Raw genomic sequence first — 17,848 nt, forward strand, 5'->3', positions numbered from 1 at the left:
CCTAATGCCAACGTGTAAGGCTCGATACATAACCCGAAGGATTTTGTACTAGACTATAATTAATATTTCCAACAATGCCACCATTTTGCAGAGCCTGCACAACTGGCAATTCTCTGCCTTGCCAAGTAGGGCCACCCTGCCAAGTTAGCTTGCCAGATAAGTCAAATGCGCGCTCTGGAGTCTGATAGGCAAAGATATCCCCCTTAGCACCCATTGCATATTTTTCGGATAGTCCGCCCCAGAATTGCTGCCCTCCAGCATTCCAAGGTAATTTATCATTCAAAAAGCGCCAACCGTTTACGGTAGCACCTCCCTTAGTTCCTTCTAGAAGGACAATACCAGCCGAGTTGGCCTCATTCATGGCCGCTGGCAAATTTCCACTCCAGAATCCTAATGGCTTCCCAGCAGAGCTTACATCTAGCTGCCTTATTACTGCATCAACATCACCATTGATGATTGCTGGCTTTAACGAAATTCTTGAGTTCGCTATCGAACCCTCGATTGATGTATTAGCAGCTGACAACCTCTGGAGAGCTGATATTTCTTGAGAAAGAGTAGTACCATAAGGTGTAAGTGAAGTATCTGCCCTATATGTCAAGCGTGCAGACGATTGACCTGCAGCAAAAACTTCCGCTGATCGATTCGCCAAAAAACCACTTCGTACAACACTAGTTCCACCAGCAAACCCTAAGATGCCGATAGTAGTTTGCATGAGCCCGTCAACGAAAATGCCCGAATCTCCGACTGACCGTCCATATGCCATACGTTTTGAACCACCATGAATATTATACGGCGCGTTCAACGCATCACGCGCAGCATCATTGAACATGCCGGGAATCGCTACGACAAGCCCAGCCGCGCCATATCCCACTCTCACACCCAAAGAATTATTTGAATCTAGCGCTTCACGCATCGAAAATCTGTAAGCATCTCCTAGTACAGAGCGTGTAGGCGAATAAAGCCCATTCGACTCCTGCCCCAACATAGGCCAGTTAGGCCGATTGATACCGAATGTAGACTCAATCTTCTGATCAAGCGTCATTAAACTTGCATGCACGTCGACTCGTGGCAGATCATCCGGAGTTGTATTAAATTGACAACCTTGACTCTCGCTTCCCCACGTGGCTACGCTTTGATCCCACGAGCCATTGTTGACAGCGTCTGACTTCGGTGAGTCATACGGGGCTAGCACTCCAAGATAGCTCTTTTCGCCATCAAGCGCCTCATTCAAACTAAGACCACCATACTGCATTCGCTCAGCTTCGATTCTGCTCAAAGGTCGCGTAACGCCCTCTTCGGTACGCCGCGTCCCCAGGTCGGCTCGGCCTCCCTCGGCCATCGTCTTCGCTACCTGCGCCCCTAGTCCAATCGCATTGCCCACTGTGCTTGCGATCACATCTTGCATAATACCCGGGAAGCTGTTGCGCAGGCTGCCGCCGCGCACCAGGCCGCTGGCCATGCCCGCTGCCACGCCGGAGGCGGCCCCGCGCGCCATGGTCTTGCCGATATCGCTCCACAGGGCGGCGTCCTTCGCACCTTGCTCCAGGCCGTTAAGATTGGCCCAGCCCTGCTCGCCATACTGCGCTTGCCCGATTGCATTCCCCACTTCGGCAAAAACACCACCGGCGATTGCTCCTGCCGCGACACCGCGCCAGTCAAAACTATGCTGCAAGCCTGTCGCCACCGCTACGCCTTGCGTGATCGTGTTGCTGATGCCGCCCTGCACTGCGCCCTTGACGAATGCGCTGGTGCCTGGGCTGAACGTCGGCCCCATGCCCGTATTCATCACACCGGCAGAGACCGCTCCACCCAAGGCGCCCAAAGCAACCCCGTTCCAGTTAAAGCCATCCTGCGCGCCTATGGCCATGCCCACCGTCTGGCTAGCAACCGAACCGACGGCGCCGGCAATCGCACCGGCAGCCACAGTCGTCGCCGTAGTCCCGGCGCCAAAGATCGACGCTGCTACGCCCGTTGCTGCCCCCATCGATATATATGTCACGGCGACGGCCACGACTACCATAATAAGCTTGCCCATCACCCCGCAACCGCCGCCTTTGGACTGCTGTGGCGGTGGAGGCGGCATCGGTTCCGGCGGCAGCACCGGCATGGTGTCGCCGATGGCCTGGCCGGCGTTGTACACCTTGAAGGTGCTGGCGTTGTTATGGAAATTGCTGACCTTGTTCGGTACCGTCAGCACCTGCCCTTCGATCAGTGTGTCGCTGATCGTCAGGCCATTCGCGTCGGCCAGCAGATACCACAGGCTTTCATCGCCCCAGACGGCGCGCGCGATCGCGCCCAGCGTGTCACCCTTGCGTACCGTATAGGCGCTCGCGGTGGCGCCCGGATAGGACGAATTGATCGGCTGGTAGTTCTGGTCGAAGTCAGCCGATGACACCGGTTTGGCGTTACGGAAGCCGCCAGGCGTCGTCAGGCCACGCTGCGCCCATTCTTCCGCATACGAAATTGTCGATGGTCCTTCGCTGCTGACGTCGCCGATGGTATGGCCATTCATATAGTAGAAGCGATGTGCCACTTCCAGGTTGCCATTGCCCAGCGTCTTGTTACGGCGCAGCACCTGGCCATACTGGTCACTGAAGTATGTCATCGTGCGGCTCGAAGCACTGCCGACCACGGCACCCAAGCTGCCGGCTTCATAGGCATTCATCCGCGTCAGATGACCATTGACGTCATACTGCAGGTCAGAGAAACCGCTGGCCCAGCGCTTCGCTTCCGGATTGCCCGCATTGATCCCCTGGATCTGGATCTTGCTCTGCTTGGCCTCATCCCACCAGACATAGCTGTACATGGTGTGCACACCAGTATTGGTGACGCCTTCCGCATGCTGGAAGGTATGCGTCACCACACCCTGGTCGACACCCGTGTAATTGCCATTGCCAACGTCCAACCGGTAATCGAAATCCGTGACGGTTGTCTTGCCGGCAGCTAGGTCAATGTAGCGTTCCTGCGTCACACGGTTATCTTTGTCGAACGTCGAGTACTTCTGCGTCATCAGGGCGCCATTCTTGTACTCGATGTACCCCGTCACCCGGCCCCGCAAATCATTCTCCCGGCGCGCTGCCAGTACCCCGTTGATCGTGACGTCTTCCAGGTAGCCATCGCTGGTGTAGCTGTAGCGCTCGACGGTGCCATTGGCAGCCGTCGCCGTCAAGCGTTGCCCAGCCAGGTCGTAACTGATCCTGGTACCGGTACTGCCGGTGCTGATCATCCCATTCGCCGAAACACCCTTGGTGATCGTGAACCGGTTCATGCTGTCGTACTGGTACCAGTACTCCTGCACCGCCGGGGCGCCATTGACCACCGTGTTGTAGGCACTTTTCACCTGGCGCCGGTTGCCGTTGGCGTCGTAGCTATATGAAATGGTCGCTTCCGGATCGACGAACTTCACCACCCGATTCAACTCATCGTAGCTGATATCGGCCAGCTGATAGTAGGTGCGCTGGCCATCTTTCTCCAGTTTCGCATACGCTTCGCGCGTGCGGTTGCCCTCCTTGTCGTATTCAAAATACGACTCGACGCTCAGGACCCGGTCCGTGCTGCGTTTCAGGTAGCCATTGGCATAGTATTCAAAATCGATGTTCTGGCCGGCACTGGATTTCTGACTGACCAAGTGAGCGGCATGGTCGTAGCTATAGACCACATTACGTCCTTCCACATCGACATGGCCGACCAGGTGGCCAAAGTAGTCGTTGCTGTCGCTGGTGCTGCGCGCATTGCCTACCGTGGTGACCTTTTTCCAGCCGCCGACCACGAGGCCGCCCGCCCCCGGCATGGCCGCGACATAGGTATAGCTGTAGCGTACTTCGCGTTGTTCAAAGCTGAGTGTACGCACCACCCGTCCTTCGGCATCGTATTCAGTGCTTTCGGTTTGATTGTAGGCATTGGTATGGCTGATGCGGTTGCCCTGCGTGTCGTAGGCATACGTATCGACGTTCGGTATGCCATTATTGTACCCAGGCGTACCCGCCAAGCGCTGCGGCCGGATGACCTCGATCAGGCGCCCACCCTGGTCATAGCGGTTCTGCGTTTTGCGCTGCAATTCGTCCTCGATAGTGCGCAGGTCGCCAAACACATCGTAGCCAGCCTTCTTCACGCCACCATCCGCATGGAACTCGCTGACGATGCGCCCCTCGCTGCCGTAACCCGGCAGCAAAGTCTGGGTATTGAGGTTGCCATTCGCATCACGTACGCCGATCAACTGGCTGGAGGCGTCATAGTAATACAAGGTCACCGGGCGGCCAGACGCATTGCTGCCATTTTCCAGTGCGATAGTGGTCATCGGCGCTTCCTTGCGCGTTAGCTTGCCGGCCGTGTTGTACGACAAGTTGACCACATTATTCCGGCCATCGGTCTCGCTGGCGATCTCGCCAAAGGCGTTGTAGGCCTGCTGACGGTGAATGGTTGCCTCCGCGCTTTTCAGCGAAATCGTCCACAGGCTATTACTGACGCTCGCACTACGGTCCGCCTTGACTTCCACTACGCCGTCGTAGGTCGGCTTGCCACCTGTCACCGGCTGGCCAGCCGCATCGAGCAGGGTATAGCTGTACTCAAAAGTGTTGCTGCCGGACTGCGGACGCAAGCCGGCATCTTCCACCTTCCAGATGAACTTGTCGCCACTGCGTGGCAGCACGACGCGGGTATAAGCGCCTGTCGATCCAAGATTGCGGTACTGCAATACCAGTTGCGTTGCCGCCGGTACGGGCGGCGTGAAGGAAACAATACTAGGCTGCGACGCATTTTTATGTGTTGGCGTTCGAGGATATTCGCCAAAGCTCAATTCACCCTCTGCGGCATTGACGCGCTGGCCGTTGGCATCAAAGGCTTCATACGTATAATCAACCACGTAGTCGCCCATGACGTCCGGCGCCACGCCGCTGGCGTCCCAGATAAAACTGTTAGCGCCGTTACTATTGAGCACAATGCTGCCGGTACCGCCACCGCGAAGGGTGTAAACCAGATTCATCCTGACCGCATTGGCAGGCTGGTTATTAAAAGACACCCTTGCTGGCGAGGTGTTCCAGGTTTTCAGTAAAGAAGCCTCGCTCGGATACGAGAAGGTACCCATTGTCCGGCCCCCACCGGGCGCATTGATCTGTGCGCCAGTAGCACCAGATCCGGCATAGGTTTCAAACCAATATTCTGTAACGCCCGGTGTGTTGTAAGGCACTTTAAACCAACCAGGGACTCCTGGTACCGCTTCCAACATCTCTGACTGCCACGCGGCGTTGACGCCTTGTTGCCGGTAATGGAAACGCATGGATTGCGCTCTGCCTTGCTCCGTGATTTGGAGCCAAGTTCTTCCTCCTCCACCAAAGATTGTTTGCTCATCGCTGGCGAGAAATGCCTTTCCGACACCATTGATTGGCTGCGGCATTTGTGCCAGTGTCGAGTTGCCTCGAGCGCTATCGAACACGCCAGTTTCTGCATTCAGGACAGTGCCGTCAGCTCCCAGAGCAATATATTGATATTCGTAGCTACCCGGACTAGGTAATCCCGTAACCTGAAACCAACCAGCTATTGGCCCACCCGCACTATTGTAAGTTTTATCTGTTTTATAAGTGTTCCACGCCGTACCCACGCCAGCGGGTCGCGCCATGAATACCACGCGATCCGTCGAGGTCGGCTGATTTCGGATGTTGATTTTTGCGGACGTATTTGTTTGCCCGTAGCCACTCGTTTCAATCTGATATATGTTAACCCTCACAGAACTGTTGGCAGACATTGTCGTGCCCGCAAGTAAAAGAAGACTGGATGTCGTACCGTCCTGTATCTCCTGCAGCAGCTCAACCCGCATATTCGCCGTTACAATCTTTGGATTAGGCATAAACATCGTCCAGTGGATTTCCTCCAAGTTGGCATCGGGAACCACTTCCCGTACATCGACTCCGTTAACTCGCACGTGCAACTTACCTGGACCATTTACCAAGCCAGGAGGTATCGAGACAGATGAATTGACTTGCGGTTCATAGTCTTGATACTGTGGATTTTTAACTTTTTCATTCTGGAGCCAGGCGATGGTAAAACCCACAGTACCCGGCGCCGCATAACCAATACTGCCCGTCACTGTCGGCATATTCGATACATTGCCGCTGGTTCCCCTGGTCGGGCCGACAGTCAAGCCCCCTGCCGTAAAGTTGGCCCCCAGTTCCTGCGTCAGGAATGGCGTGTCCGTGACGAAGTTGTAAGAGCTCTTCATCGTCGCCTGATAGGTATCGGTCAGCTGGTTGCGTTTGTCATACGTACTGAGCGTGACATTGATGCCGCCAGCGGCCTTGGCCGCCACCACCAGTGGATCGGTTGAGCTTCCCTGCCCTTCGTTGACCTTCATGATTTGATCGAGCGTCATCGGGCGCAGATTCGCTCCGGATGACTGGATCAAGATGGTCGCGTTACCGTTCTGGTCATACTGGTAGACCTTGGTCGAACCATCGCCCGCATTCGTCTTCCAGCGCCGTCCCATGTTGTCGTACTCGGCAAACTCCGCCACGCTGCCATTCACACCCTTGGACACGATGTCCCCAAAGGCGTTATAGCGCACCTCGCGACTGTCGCCAGCAGCGCCGTCCACCAGCCCGCTTTGGCGCCGTGTTTCCCGACCTATCTCGTCGTAACCGATCAGTGTTCTGGTAACACTGTTACTGCCATCAGCCTTCTTGCCGTTCACCTGCACTTGCGTCACGTTACCGGCCGCATCGTGGCCGTAGGCATAGCCACCGGCAATGCCATCCGTCGATTTCCCCGTCAGCATCCCGGCTGCGTCATAGGTGAAGCGCGTGATGCGATCCTCGGCGCGTGTCCTGCCTAGCGCCGTCGAGGTGATGACGTTACCCACGCCGTCATACACCGTGTCGGTGGTTGGGCGTACCCATACCTGCTGGAAATCAATAAAACCGGCACCTTCGGTCCGCGTCTGGCGGCCCAGCACATCGTAGCTGCTGTCGGTAACATCTCCGTTCGCCTCGGTTTTCCTGACGATATTACCCAGACCATCATAATCGTAGGCGACAGCTGTCGCCCGGGTCTGGCCACTTATCCTGCCTTTTGCGTCCAAACTGAACACTTCCTGATTCAGCGTGCTCTGCGTCTTGACCCGGTTCATGCGGTCATATGTCGACACCGTGATGCGGTCCTCGGCGCTAGTGCCGCTGCCGGCCTTCAGCTCTTCGACGCTGCGTGCCGCACTCACTGCCAGGCTGACCGGATTGGCGTAGCGGTACTCCTGCAGGATATTGCCTGCCGGATCTCGGGTCCATACTGTCAGGTAGTTCTTGCCATCGACTTGCGCTATCTTCGCCCCGGCTGTGTTGTAATACGACCAGGTCACCGTGCCGCGGCCGTCCGACTCGGATACCACGTTGCCCAGCGCATCATAGACACGGCTGGTCAGGATGGTGCCGTCATACAGGCCGAAGCCGCCACCCTGGTTCGGTTCCGCCCACTGCACCTTGACGACAGGATCGCCATTGAGCGCCGCCTCTTTCTCGCTATTACCTACCCGCGTGCCCACCATGCGGTTGGCCGGATCATAGTCGTAATACGTCTGACGGCGCTCGGCAGGATTGACCGGCTGCGGGGCGCCATTGCCGGCAGGCGCGCTGACCGGCGTGTTGTACACCAGTGCCGACACCATATTACCGGCGGCGTCATAGCGCCATTGCGACAGGGTGCCGGCCGCACTCAGTTCCATCTGCTTGCGGTCGGCCGCGTCGTAGTACCAGCGCGTCACCTTGCCGTTGCCGTCCGTGTACGAGGTCTTGTTACCGCGCTGATCGTACGTCCATGCCTGCTGCGGCGCGGCGCGCCGCACTCCTCCATTGCTATCGTGCAACGTGATCTCATCGCCGCGCTGACTGACCAGGCGCCCGGCCAGGTCATAGCCGTACGTGGTGCTGCGCTGGGAGGCCAGGCCCTGCGCTTCGACGGACGTGCTGCGGTTGCCGAATGCATCATAGGTGTAGCTGTTGACGACCGGCTTCGACACGCCATTGGCGTCGGGCGCATTGACCGGCAGCGTTTCCGTCAGCAGCGCGCCACGGCCGTCATAGGTGTAGCGCGTCATACCGCGCAGCTTGTTCTCATAGCTGCTGCGGTTGCCCAAGGCATCATAGGTATAGCTCTCGGCTGCGCCTTCGGCATCGATAGAACGCAATAAACGGTCATTGCGGTCGTATTCCAGGCGGGTAATGGCGTCGCCCGCCGCACCGGCGACGGTGGGCCGTACCTCTGCCGACCAGGGAGCTGTCAGCGCGGTCTTATACTCCGTCACCGTCACCGGCTTGCCCGACAAGGTATAGCTGGTGCCCACCGCATAGCCGAGCGGATTGACCTGCAACACCAGCCGGTTTTGCTGGTCATAGTAAAAATAGCCAGCATTGCCCTTCGGATCGGTCACCTTAACGGCATTGCCAAAGGCATCATAGCTGGTCCTGGTCACCGCCCAATTCGTACCATCAAGCGGTACCGAGGTCAGCGTCTTGCGCCCGGCCTGGTCAAACTCCTGCCGCGTCACAAAGCCGCGCTCATTGGTGATGCTGGTGACATTGCCGAGGCCATCATAGGCATACTGGATCGTACCGGCGGCCGTACTGCCGGCAGCACGGGTCTGCTCCTGCAAACGCCCCGCAGCGTCGTATTTGCGGGTTTCGGCCACGTCCCTGGCAGCATCCAGGCGTAATGCGCCCTGCACGCCCGCTGCTGTCATGGCAGTCGCGCTGGCCGCCGGCACGGCCACGGCATTGGCATAGCGGACCACCCGAGTCACGCGGCCATTCGCGTCATACGTATTCTGCGTGGCGTAGCCCAGCGCATCGACGCTGTACAGCAGCCGGTTGGCGCTGTCAAACACCCGGTTGACGTGGCTCGCTGGCTGCGTATCGAGCGGCAGCAAGGCGAGGATGCGCGCCGTGTCGGGAACGCTGTTACGATCAAGCAACGCCGGCACTTGCGTCGCATATGCGGTGCTGCGCACCACATTGCCCGCATTGTCATACATGCGCCGCGTCACGCCGCCCATGGCGTCGACCGCATACACCTGGCGCCCCAGCGCGTCATACGTAAAACTGCTGATGCGGTCCGCCGCACTCTGCGCCACGCCCGACAGCAGCGCATTGTCCGCTACGGGTACGGCCAGCGCCGTCGCATACGCGATCTGGCGCGTCAGATTACCTGCCTTGTCGTAGCCATACTGCGTCACCGCCCCTTGCGCATCGGCGCTATAGGTCAGGCGGCCGGCGCCGTCGTAATTGCTGACCAGACGCGCGTCGCGCGCCGGTTGAGAGATTGAGGCCAGTTGCTGGGCCACGCTGGCCAGCGTAAGCGGCTGCGTGATATTGACTACTGCGGAATATGCGATACGCACGATGACGTTGCCGCTGCCATCGTAGCGCAGCTCTTGCACCGCACCGACTCCATCGATGCTGTAGACCAGGCGCCCGGCCGCATCGAACAGCTGCTGCGTGACCACGTCGCGCCCTGCCGCTAGAGTGGGCGCTGGCGTAGTCCCGCCAACGACTGCTGCTAGGCCTGCCGCGTCGAGGCGGTTGGCGTACGCTGTGCGCTTGACCGTCTTGCCATCGTACTCGGTGTGTACCACCGCACCGCTGCCGTCCACGCTCCAGCTCAGGCGGCCATCCTTGTCATAGCGCCTGACCTGGCTCAGGTCGTGCGCCGTATCGCGCACCACCAGCGACAGGATCTGCTGCGCCGTCTCGCTGCCCGTCAGCCCGGCCACAGGTTTGGCATAGCCGATGCTCTGCGCCACGTTGCCATTCTTGTCGTACAGCGTCTGCGTGACGCCGCCCTTGGCATCGACCGCCAGGATCAACCGGTCATTGGCGTCGTACAGGTAGCGCGTGACATTGCCGTTCGGATCTTTCACCGACACGACGTTGCCCTTGGCATCGTAGCCCGTCAGCGTGCTCAGGTTCAGGCCGACGGGATCGACATGCTGCTCCGTGCGCCGGCCCAGCTTGTCATACACATAGCTGGTGACCAGGCCGCCAGGACTGGTCACGCTCAGGACGCGCCCGGCATCATCATATATATATTGCGTCGTCAGACGCAAGCCCTGCGGATCAGCAATTTGCTTGAACACTTTGCCGTTCAGGTCAAACTCGGCCTGCGTCACGGCACCTGCAGGATCGGTGATCTGGATCTGCTGGCCTTTGGCATCGTATTGGTAGCTGCTCCGCAAATTCAAACCGTCCGGATCGACACGGCGCGTCAGGAGACGATTGGCCGCGTCGTATTCGTAGCGCACTTTGCGTCCGCCCGCATCCACACTTTCCGTCAGGCGGCCAGCAGCGTCATAGCTATTCGTACTATTGAGATTCAGGCTCCCCTCGGCGGCTTTGGACGCATCCAGGTTGCCGTCCAGGTCATAATGATAAGTGGTCGTCGCCCCCTGCGCATCGCGCAGCGCAATCTTGCGGCCCTGCGCATCAAAGCTGCTGACCGTCACCAAGCCCTCAGGCGTGGTCATCGTCACGCTCCGGTTGAAGGGCGTATAGCTGTAGCGCGTCACTTGCCCCAGCCGGTCCGTCTGTGTCAGTACATTGCCATAGGCATCGTAGCTGGTCAGCGCCGCCTGCTGCAAGCCATCACGCGCAGCGACCAGGCGGCCGTTGCGGTCGTAGTCATAGCTGTGCGTCACCTGATTGGCGTCCACGCTCGCCACCAGGCGGCCAAACGCGTCGTAGCGCGAGGCGCTGGCCTGGTTTACGCCCGCACGGTCGCGTACTTCTCCCGTGGCCTGGCCACGCCGGTCGTAACTGGTCTCGATCAGCAGTGCCACACCGGCGGCAATCGGTGTCAAACGGCTCACCTGTTCGCCAAAGCTATTGACGCCATACGTCGTCACCTTGCCCAGCGCATCGCCCGACGATGCCAGCGCACCACTCGCGAAATAACTGTAGGAAGTGCGGCTATCCTTGGCGGCATTGGCGATCGCCAGCACCGCATTCTTGAACCCAGGCATCGCCATGCCGCCCTGCAGATTTGCCAAGGTGGCCGCATCGAGGCGCGTGCCGTAGGCAACGCTGGCCACCGTTTCACCCAGCACGTTGTACACCGTTTCGCGTACCTCACCCAATGCATTGACGACATGCGTCAGGCGCGCATCGGCGTCGTACAGATACAGCGTACGGTTGCCGTTGGCATCGGTCTGCGCCGTGCGCAGACCCGCCTTGTCGTAGGCATAGCGCATGCCATACGCCTGCCAGACGGCGTCGACTTGGGCCGCGGACGGATTGCGGCCAAGAGCCGCCAGCGCCGCACTGCCCTTGCCGGCCAGTTCGCCGATGAGGCGCCCCTGAAGGTCATAGCGGCTGGCCGCGCCAACGCCCGCACGGGTTTGAGCTATCACATTGCCAACGCTGTCATAGGACAGCGTCGCAATTTCTGTTACGCCACCGTCGAGATAGCGCACGCTGGACGACAGGCGTCCCTTGGCATCGTAGCTGAAGCTCTCGCGCCGGTTACCTTGGCGCGTTTCCGCCAGGCGCGCTGCCGCATCATACACATAACTGGTGACATAGCCTTCGCCGTCGGTGCGCGTATCGACCAGGCCACGGCCGTTGTAGGTCGTGGCGGTGAGGATATCCTGCGCATGCGCCGCAGGCGTGGCCTGGGCCAGCGAACCATTGGCCAGTGCCGCCGCCGACACCTGGTTGGCATAGCGCAGCGTGCTCAACTGGCGCCCCGCGCTGTCGTAGCGGTACTCCGTCATGTAGCTTTCGCCATCGACCTCATAACGCAGCAATCCATCCGCATCGTACTTGCGCCAGGTAATACGGTCGTCGGAGGCAGCAGCCACCACGGCATTGCCTGCGATCGGATTGGCCGCAAACGCGGCCACGTTCAGCGGCGCGCTGCGGGCGATGGTCTGGATCAGTTTGGACACGCCGTCGTACACGTATTCGGTCACTGCCCCCATCGCCCCTACCTTCTTAACCAGACGTCCGGCAGCGTCGTACAGGCGCCATTCGCTCTGATCCTTGGCACTGACAGGCGGCAGCACACCGGCTTGCGCCAGGCTCGCCGCCAGCGCACTGCCGTCGGCCGCCACTAGGCGCGCCAGATTCGCGCTGCTGACCGCCTGCGCGTAGCGCAGCGTGCGGATCAGCTGGTTGTTCGCGTCGTACTGGTACTGCGTCAGGGTGCCGCCGGCCGTGATGTCTGCCGCCTTGCGCCCTGCCTCATCGTACAGCACATAGCTGCGCTGCCCCGTCGGCCCCGTCGTCATGCGCAAACGCCCATCGGCGTCGTAGGCATAGCTGGTGCGGCCCAGCTCTTCGCCGGCCAGGCCTGTCTGGATCACGTCCGTCAGTTCGCCAGCCTTGTTGTACACCGAAGAGGTCGTCAAGCCATTCGCCAGTCTGACCACCATCCGGCCGCCGGCCGCATCGTAGCTGTTGAGGGTGACATTCCCCAACGGATCGGTTGCCGACAGCAGCCGGCCCAAGCCGTCATACGTGTAGCTGGTAGTGGCACCGGCTGCGTCGATACTTTGCAGCAACTGCCCCGCCTGGTCGTACACGTAGCGCTGCACCGTCTGCGTGGCGGCGATGCCCATGCCAGCAGCGTCCACTGCGCCATACGACAGCGTGCGGGCCAGCAGCCCGCGCGTATCGTATTCGTAATCAAGGCGCACCGTTTGCGATTTTCTCGGATAATTCACTACCATCGCGGCGATTTCCGCCTCGCTTGGAGCCACTGTCGGCGCCAGGGCGCTGTTATCGAACAGGTCCGCCGCGTATTGCACGCTGGTGACGCGTTCCCCTGCCGCATTATAGCGGTACTCGATCGTCCTTCCGACCGCACTGATCTGGAAGCGCAGGTGGCCCGCCGCGTCATACACGTAGCGCGTTGTCTGTGGGCGGCCGGGTTGGCCAGGGCCCGCGCCATCCGCGTCGGCGATCTGGTACGTCGTTTCCGTCAATAGGAGGTTACGCACCGGATCATAGGTGCGCGTAATCGTATTGCCCAGCGCGTCGCGCTGCAGTATCTGGTTGCCATTCGCGTCGTATTGCATCTNTGGCCAGGGCCCGCGCCATCCGCGTCGGCGATCTGGTACGTCGTTTCCGTCAATAGGAGGTTACGCACCGGATCATAGGTGCGCGTAATCGTATTGCCCAGCGCGTCGCGCTGCAGTATCTGGTTGCCATTCGCGTCGTATTGCATCTCGACCGCATTGCCGCGCGCATCCACGCTGCGGATCAAGTTGCCTTGCGCGTCATATACATAGGTGGTCTGCTGGCCCGCTGGCGTGGTCACGCCCGTCAGCTGGCCTTGCGCATCGTAGGCATATACGCTGACGGCGCCCAACGCATCGGTCACCCGTGTGGTGTTGGCGGCAAGATCGTAGGCCARCTGCGTGCGCCGGCCCAGGCCATCGGTTACCGAGGCCACGCGCCAGTCGCTGCCGTATTGCTGATAAGTGAAGGACAACGCCGTGCCGTCGGCCTGCGTCACGCTGGCGATGCGTTCACTGGTGCCATCATAGGTATACCCGGTCACGGCCACCTTGCCATCGGCGATGCTGTTGTCCTCCGGCGTCAAATCCGTGGTGACCGAGGTCAGGCGGTGCTGCGCATCATAGCCATAACGCACGCGCGTGAGCACGGCGCCCGAGGCGAGCACGTCGCGCACCTGNTATACCCGGTCACGGCCACCTTGCCATCGGCGATGCTGTTGTCCTCCGGCGTCAAATCCGTGGTGACCGAGGTCAGGCGGTGCTGCGCATCATAGCCATAACGCACGCGCGTGAGCACGGCGCCCGAGGCGAGCACGTCGCGCACCTGCGTCAGATCGCCGTTGCTATAATCGAACCAGGTCGTATCGCCGCTGGCCGTGACCACGCGCGACAGCAAACCGCTGCCTGCATCATAGTAGTAACTGAGCTGATTGTTGTTAGTATCCGCAGACAGAATGATGCGGCCCTGCTGGGCCGCATCATACACTTCGCGCATTTGGCCATCGCCTGCCGTCCAGGTCCAGCGCTGTGCCACCGCATCGTAAGCCAGGGTGCGGTAGGCGCCAGCGCCATCGGTCGAGACGTACATGCCGCGCGCGCTGTCGTACGTATATACAGCCTGGATGCCATCAGCGGCCGTGCGCAGCAACGTGCTGCCAGCGCCATTGACCACGCCGATGATCCCCCCAACGGACTGGCTGACGCCATAGATCCAGCGCCGCGCCTGGCCACCCTGCGCATTGTAGGCCCGGCCCAGGGCCAGGCCAATGCCGCGCGCAGCAATCACATCGTCGCGCTGGCGGAGTACCACATTGCCGTTCGACAGATTCAGATAGCTGTCGCTGCTGTTGCCGCTGGTATCCACGTACGGCGTGCGGTTGCCGTTCTGGTCATAGCCCCAATGCTGCAGTGGCAAAGCCATGTGCCAGCCACGGTCCTCGCGGACCGTCGGCACCGGCAAGCCATTGGCGAATTTGGTGACGATGTCCAAGGCCGGCGCTGGTTTGAGCACGGCCAAGGCTTCCTGCAGTGTTGGCCGGTCACCGACGTTAATGGCCAACGCGTACTCGATGGTTTGCTCTACTTTACCGCTAGCATCGTAGACATAACGCAATACCTTGCCTATTCCATCGATGACAAATGTACGCTGAGCGTTCTCGTTGTAGACATAACGTTCATTCACCAATGGCGTCACCAGTTTGACCAGCCTACCAAACTTATCATAATCGTAGATACTGATCTCGCCGTTGATCTGGTTGGATACTCTCTTACCACCATCAGACTCATAGGTCGTCTGAGTGACATTACCCTTCGCATCGGTATACGAAATCTCACGATCCTGCCCATCGTGCACCACCCGAACGCTGTTGGCGGTGAAGGTCCGCCGCACCAGCGTACCAGCCTGGTCATATTCGAAATCTTCAGTCGTCTGCGCTAACAGCCCCAATGCCATAATCCGTTGCGTCATTTTGCCAGCAACGTCGTAACTATAGCGATTGATCACCGGCAGTAGCTTTCCCGACACATCAGGTCCGGTTTCCGGTAGCGTTTCGCTAATCGGCTTACCGCCTGCGTCATACTGCCGGGTCGTGGTACGTCCATCTGCCGTTTTGTTTACTATCGTGCGAGAGCCATCGAGTTCATACGTCGTATTGCTCGTATCTCCTGATGGAGTAACGGTCGATACCACCCGGCCCAGTGCGTCAATGACGAAACGGACACCTCGATCGTTCACCTCGATGGTTTGCACCAGCTTGCCCGCCTGATCGTACTCATACTCGATAGTTGACTGCGTCAGCAACCCCTCGGACTGAACGATCTTGACCGTTCTGCCTGCTTCATTGTAGAAGTAGCGGTCAACCCGCGGCCGCATGACACCAGCGGCATCGAGTCCGCTGGTCGGCCATGTTAGGCTGGTCATCTTATTGAGCGCATCGTACTCGCTGATCGTAGTCACGCCATTCAGGCTACTCGAGACAGTCTTTCCGCCATCCTCATGGTAATTTGTCAGTGTCACTTTGCCTTGTGCTTCGGTCAGCGAGGTAATGCGGTCTAGTCCGTCAAATACCATACGCATGCCGTTGCTGATAACGGTGCGTTGCTCTAACTTGCCTGCCTGATCATAAACATAATCAGTGCTCTCTTGCATTAAAAGGCCTGCAGCATTGATCTTCTGTACGATTTTTCCGGAAGCATCATAGCTATAGAGGTTCATGACCGGCCGAAGGGCACCAGAAGCATCTTGGCCAGTCTCCGACAGTGTTTCAGTAATCAACAAGCCGCGCGCGTCATACTCCGCTGTCGATATCTTGCCATTGATCTGTTTCCATGTTTCCTTGACTCCCATCGAATCGTAGCTGGTCAGCGTGAGATTGCCTTGGGCGTCAGCCAACACGATCTCTCGGCCGAACTCATCATGTAAGATTCGTCCGCCATCGATAACATTAACGGCGTCGGTCATTGGAGGAGTTTCCCGTATCAGCGTGCCTGCTCTGTCATACTCATACCGAATACCGTATGCGCGCCATACAAGCTCAATTTGGCTAACGGGAGAGTTAGTACCAAATGCAGTTAACATCGCCCCACCTTGCACCGACAGAGCACCGGTCAATCGCCCTTGCAGGTCGTATCGGTAGTGCAAAGTACCGTTGGCACTGCTTTCACGCACTTTGTTGCCAGCAAGGTCAAAGGTATATGTGATCTCGTCGGCTGCACCATCCAGCCAACGGGTTATGCTTTTCACACGACCGGCAGCATCATAGGAGAAGCGATCTCGCTGCGACCATCCGGGTTGTGTCCGTATATTCTTGGTACGAGTAGTCTCCAATAAGCGCCCAAGAGCGTCATAGCTATTGCTGACGCTCCCTTCGCCGCTAACGATCAAAAGGGCGTTGCCACGCCCGTCATACTTAAAGGTCGTCCACGAATCTTGTACAGTCGCTTCAGGAATGATGCTGGAAAGTGCAACGCCAAGTTCCGGCGTTGAAAGCTGAGCCGTATATTTCCTGATGTTCAGCAGGCGCCCAGCGCTATCGTAGCCATACTCGCTCATGTAACAATCTGCATCCACCTCGAAACGCAGTAAGCCGTCGTCGTCGTATTCACGCCATACGCTACGATCATTCCTATCGGCCGCTACTTCAGCATTCCGCAGGCACGGATTGGCAGCAAAGACGTCCAGATCGAGCGCCTTCGCGCGGGAGATGGTTTGTACCAGGCGCGAAGCACCATCATAAACGTAATCGGTCACTGCGCCCGTGGCGCTGACCATCTTGAGCAAGCGACTAGCGGCATCGTACAAGCGCCATTCACTCTGGTCCTGCGCGCTGGCCGGCGGTAGCACGCCGGCCAGGGCCAAGGTGGCGGCAAGCGGGCTGCCGTCGGCCTCCACTAGGCGCGCCAGATTCGCGCTGCTGACCGCCTGCGCGTAGCGCAGCGTGCGGATCAGCTGGTTGTTCGCGTCGTACTGGTACTGCGTCAGGGTGCCGCCTGCCGTGATGTCTGCCGCCTTGCGCCCTGCCTCATCGTACAGCACATAGCTGCGCTGCCCCGTCGGCCCCGTCGTCATGCGCAAACGCCCATCGGCGTCGTAGGCATAGCTGGTGCGGCCCAGCTCCTCACCGGCCAGGCCCGTTTGGATAACATCAGTCAGTTCGCCTGCCTTATTGTAGACAGAAGTGGTCGTCAGGCCCTGGGCCAGCCGAACTTCCATCCGGCCGCCTGCATCGTCGTAACTATGAAGAATGACATTACCCAAGGGATCGGTCGTCGTCAGCAGGCGCCCCATTCCGTCATACGCAAAGCTTGTTACCTTATTTGTCTTGTCTATCTGTTGCAACAGGCGGCCCGCCTGGTCATATACATAGCTCAGCATTAATGCCCTAAAATGCACTCCCGCACCGGCGATGGATACCGTAGCAAAGGATCGCGTACGTGCCAGCAAGCCACGAGCGTCGTATTCATAGACAGTACGAGTTGTCGTCGACTTATCTTGGATAGCAGCTTCCCAGGCACCCATCGTCGCTTCGTCTGGCGCGGTGGAAGGCGCCATACCTCTGACGTCGTAGCTATCGGCCGTATACTGTACATTCATGACGCGCGCACCAACACCATCGTAACGGTTTTCCGTCACGCGGCCTTGCGGACTAATCTGGAAGCGCAAATGTCCTGCTGCGTCATACACGTAGCGTGTTGTCTGTGGGCGGCCGGGCTGGCCAGGGCCCGCGCCATCCGCGTCGGCGATCTGGTACGTCGTTTCCGTCAATAGGAGGTTACGCACCGGATCATAGGTGCGCGTAATCGTATTGCCCAGCGCGTCGCGCTGCAGTATCTGGTTGCCATTCGCGTCGTATTGCATCT

General features: G+C 59.0%; 3 protein-coding genes. All 3 read right to left on the reverse strand.

What is annotated here, in order from left to right:
- Nucleotide 1: 1 nt before the first annotated feature.
- The 3 genes from CBW66_RS23295 to CBW66_RS23305 all read right to left on the reverse strand — a co-directional run bounded on the left by CBW66_RS23295 (nt 2) and on the right by CBW66_RS23305 (nt 17,846).
- Nucleotides 2–13,048, reverse strand: coding sequence for a LysM peptidoglycan-binding domain-containing protein (locus tag CBW66_RS23295; RefSeq protein WP_086139183.1), 13,047 nt, complete (start codon nt 13,046–13,048; stop codon nt 2–4).
- Nucleotides 12,952–13,656 (reverse strand): RHS repeat domain-containing protein, encoded by a 705-nt coding sequence (locus CBW66_RS23300; RefSeq protein ID WP_172402993.1) that lies wholly within the window; start codon nt 13,654–13,656, stop codon nt 12,952–12,954. Before CBW66_RS23300 ends, CBW66_RS23295 begins: the two co-directional genes overlap by 97 nt.
- Nucleotides 13,593–17,846 (reverse strand): RHS repeat protein, encoded by a 4,254-nt coding sequence (locus tag CBW66_RS23305; RefSeq protein WP_086153677.1) that lies wholly within the window; start codon nt 17,844–17,846, stop codon nt 13,593–13,595. Before CBW66_RS23305 ends, CBW66_RS23300 begins: the two co-directional genes overlap by 64 nt.
- Nucleotides 17,847–17,848 lie beyond the last annotated feature (2 nt).

Source organism: Janthinobacterium sp. GW456P, from assembly GCF_002127655.1.
GTDB lineage: Bacteria > Pseudomonadota > Gammaproteobacteria > Burkholderiales > Burkholderiaceae_D > Janthinobacterium.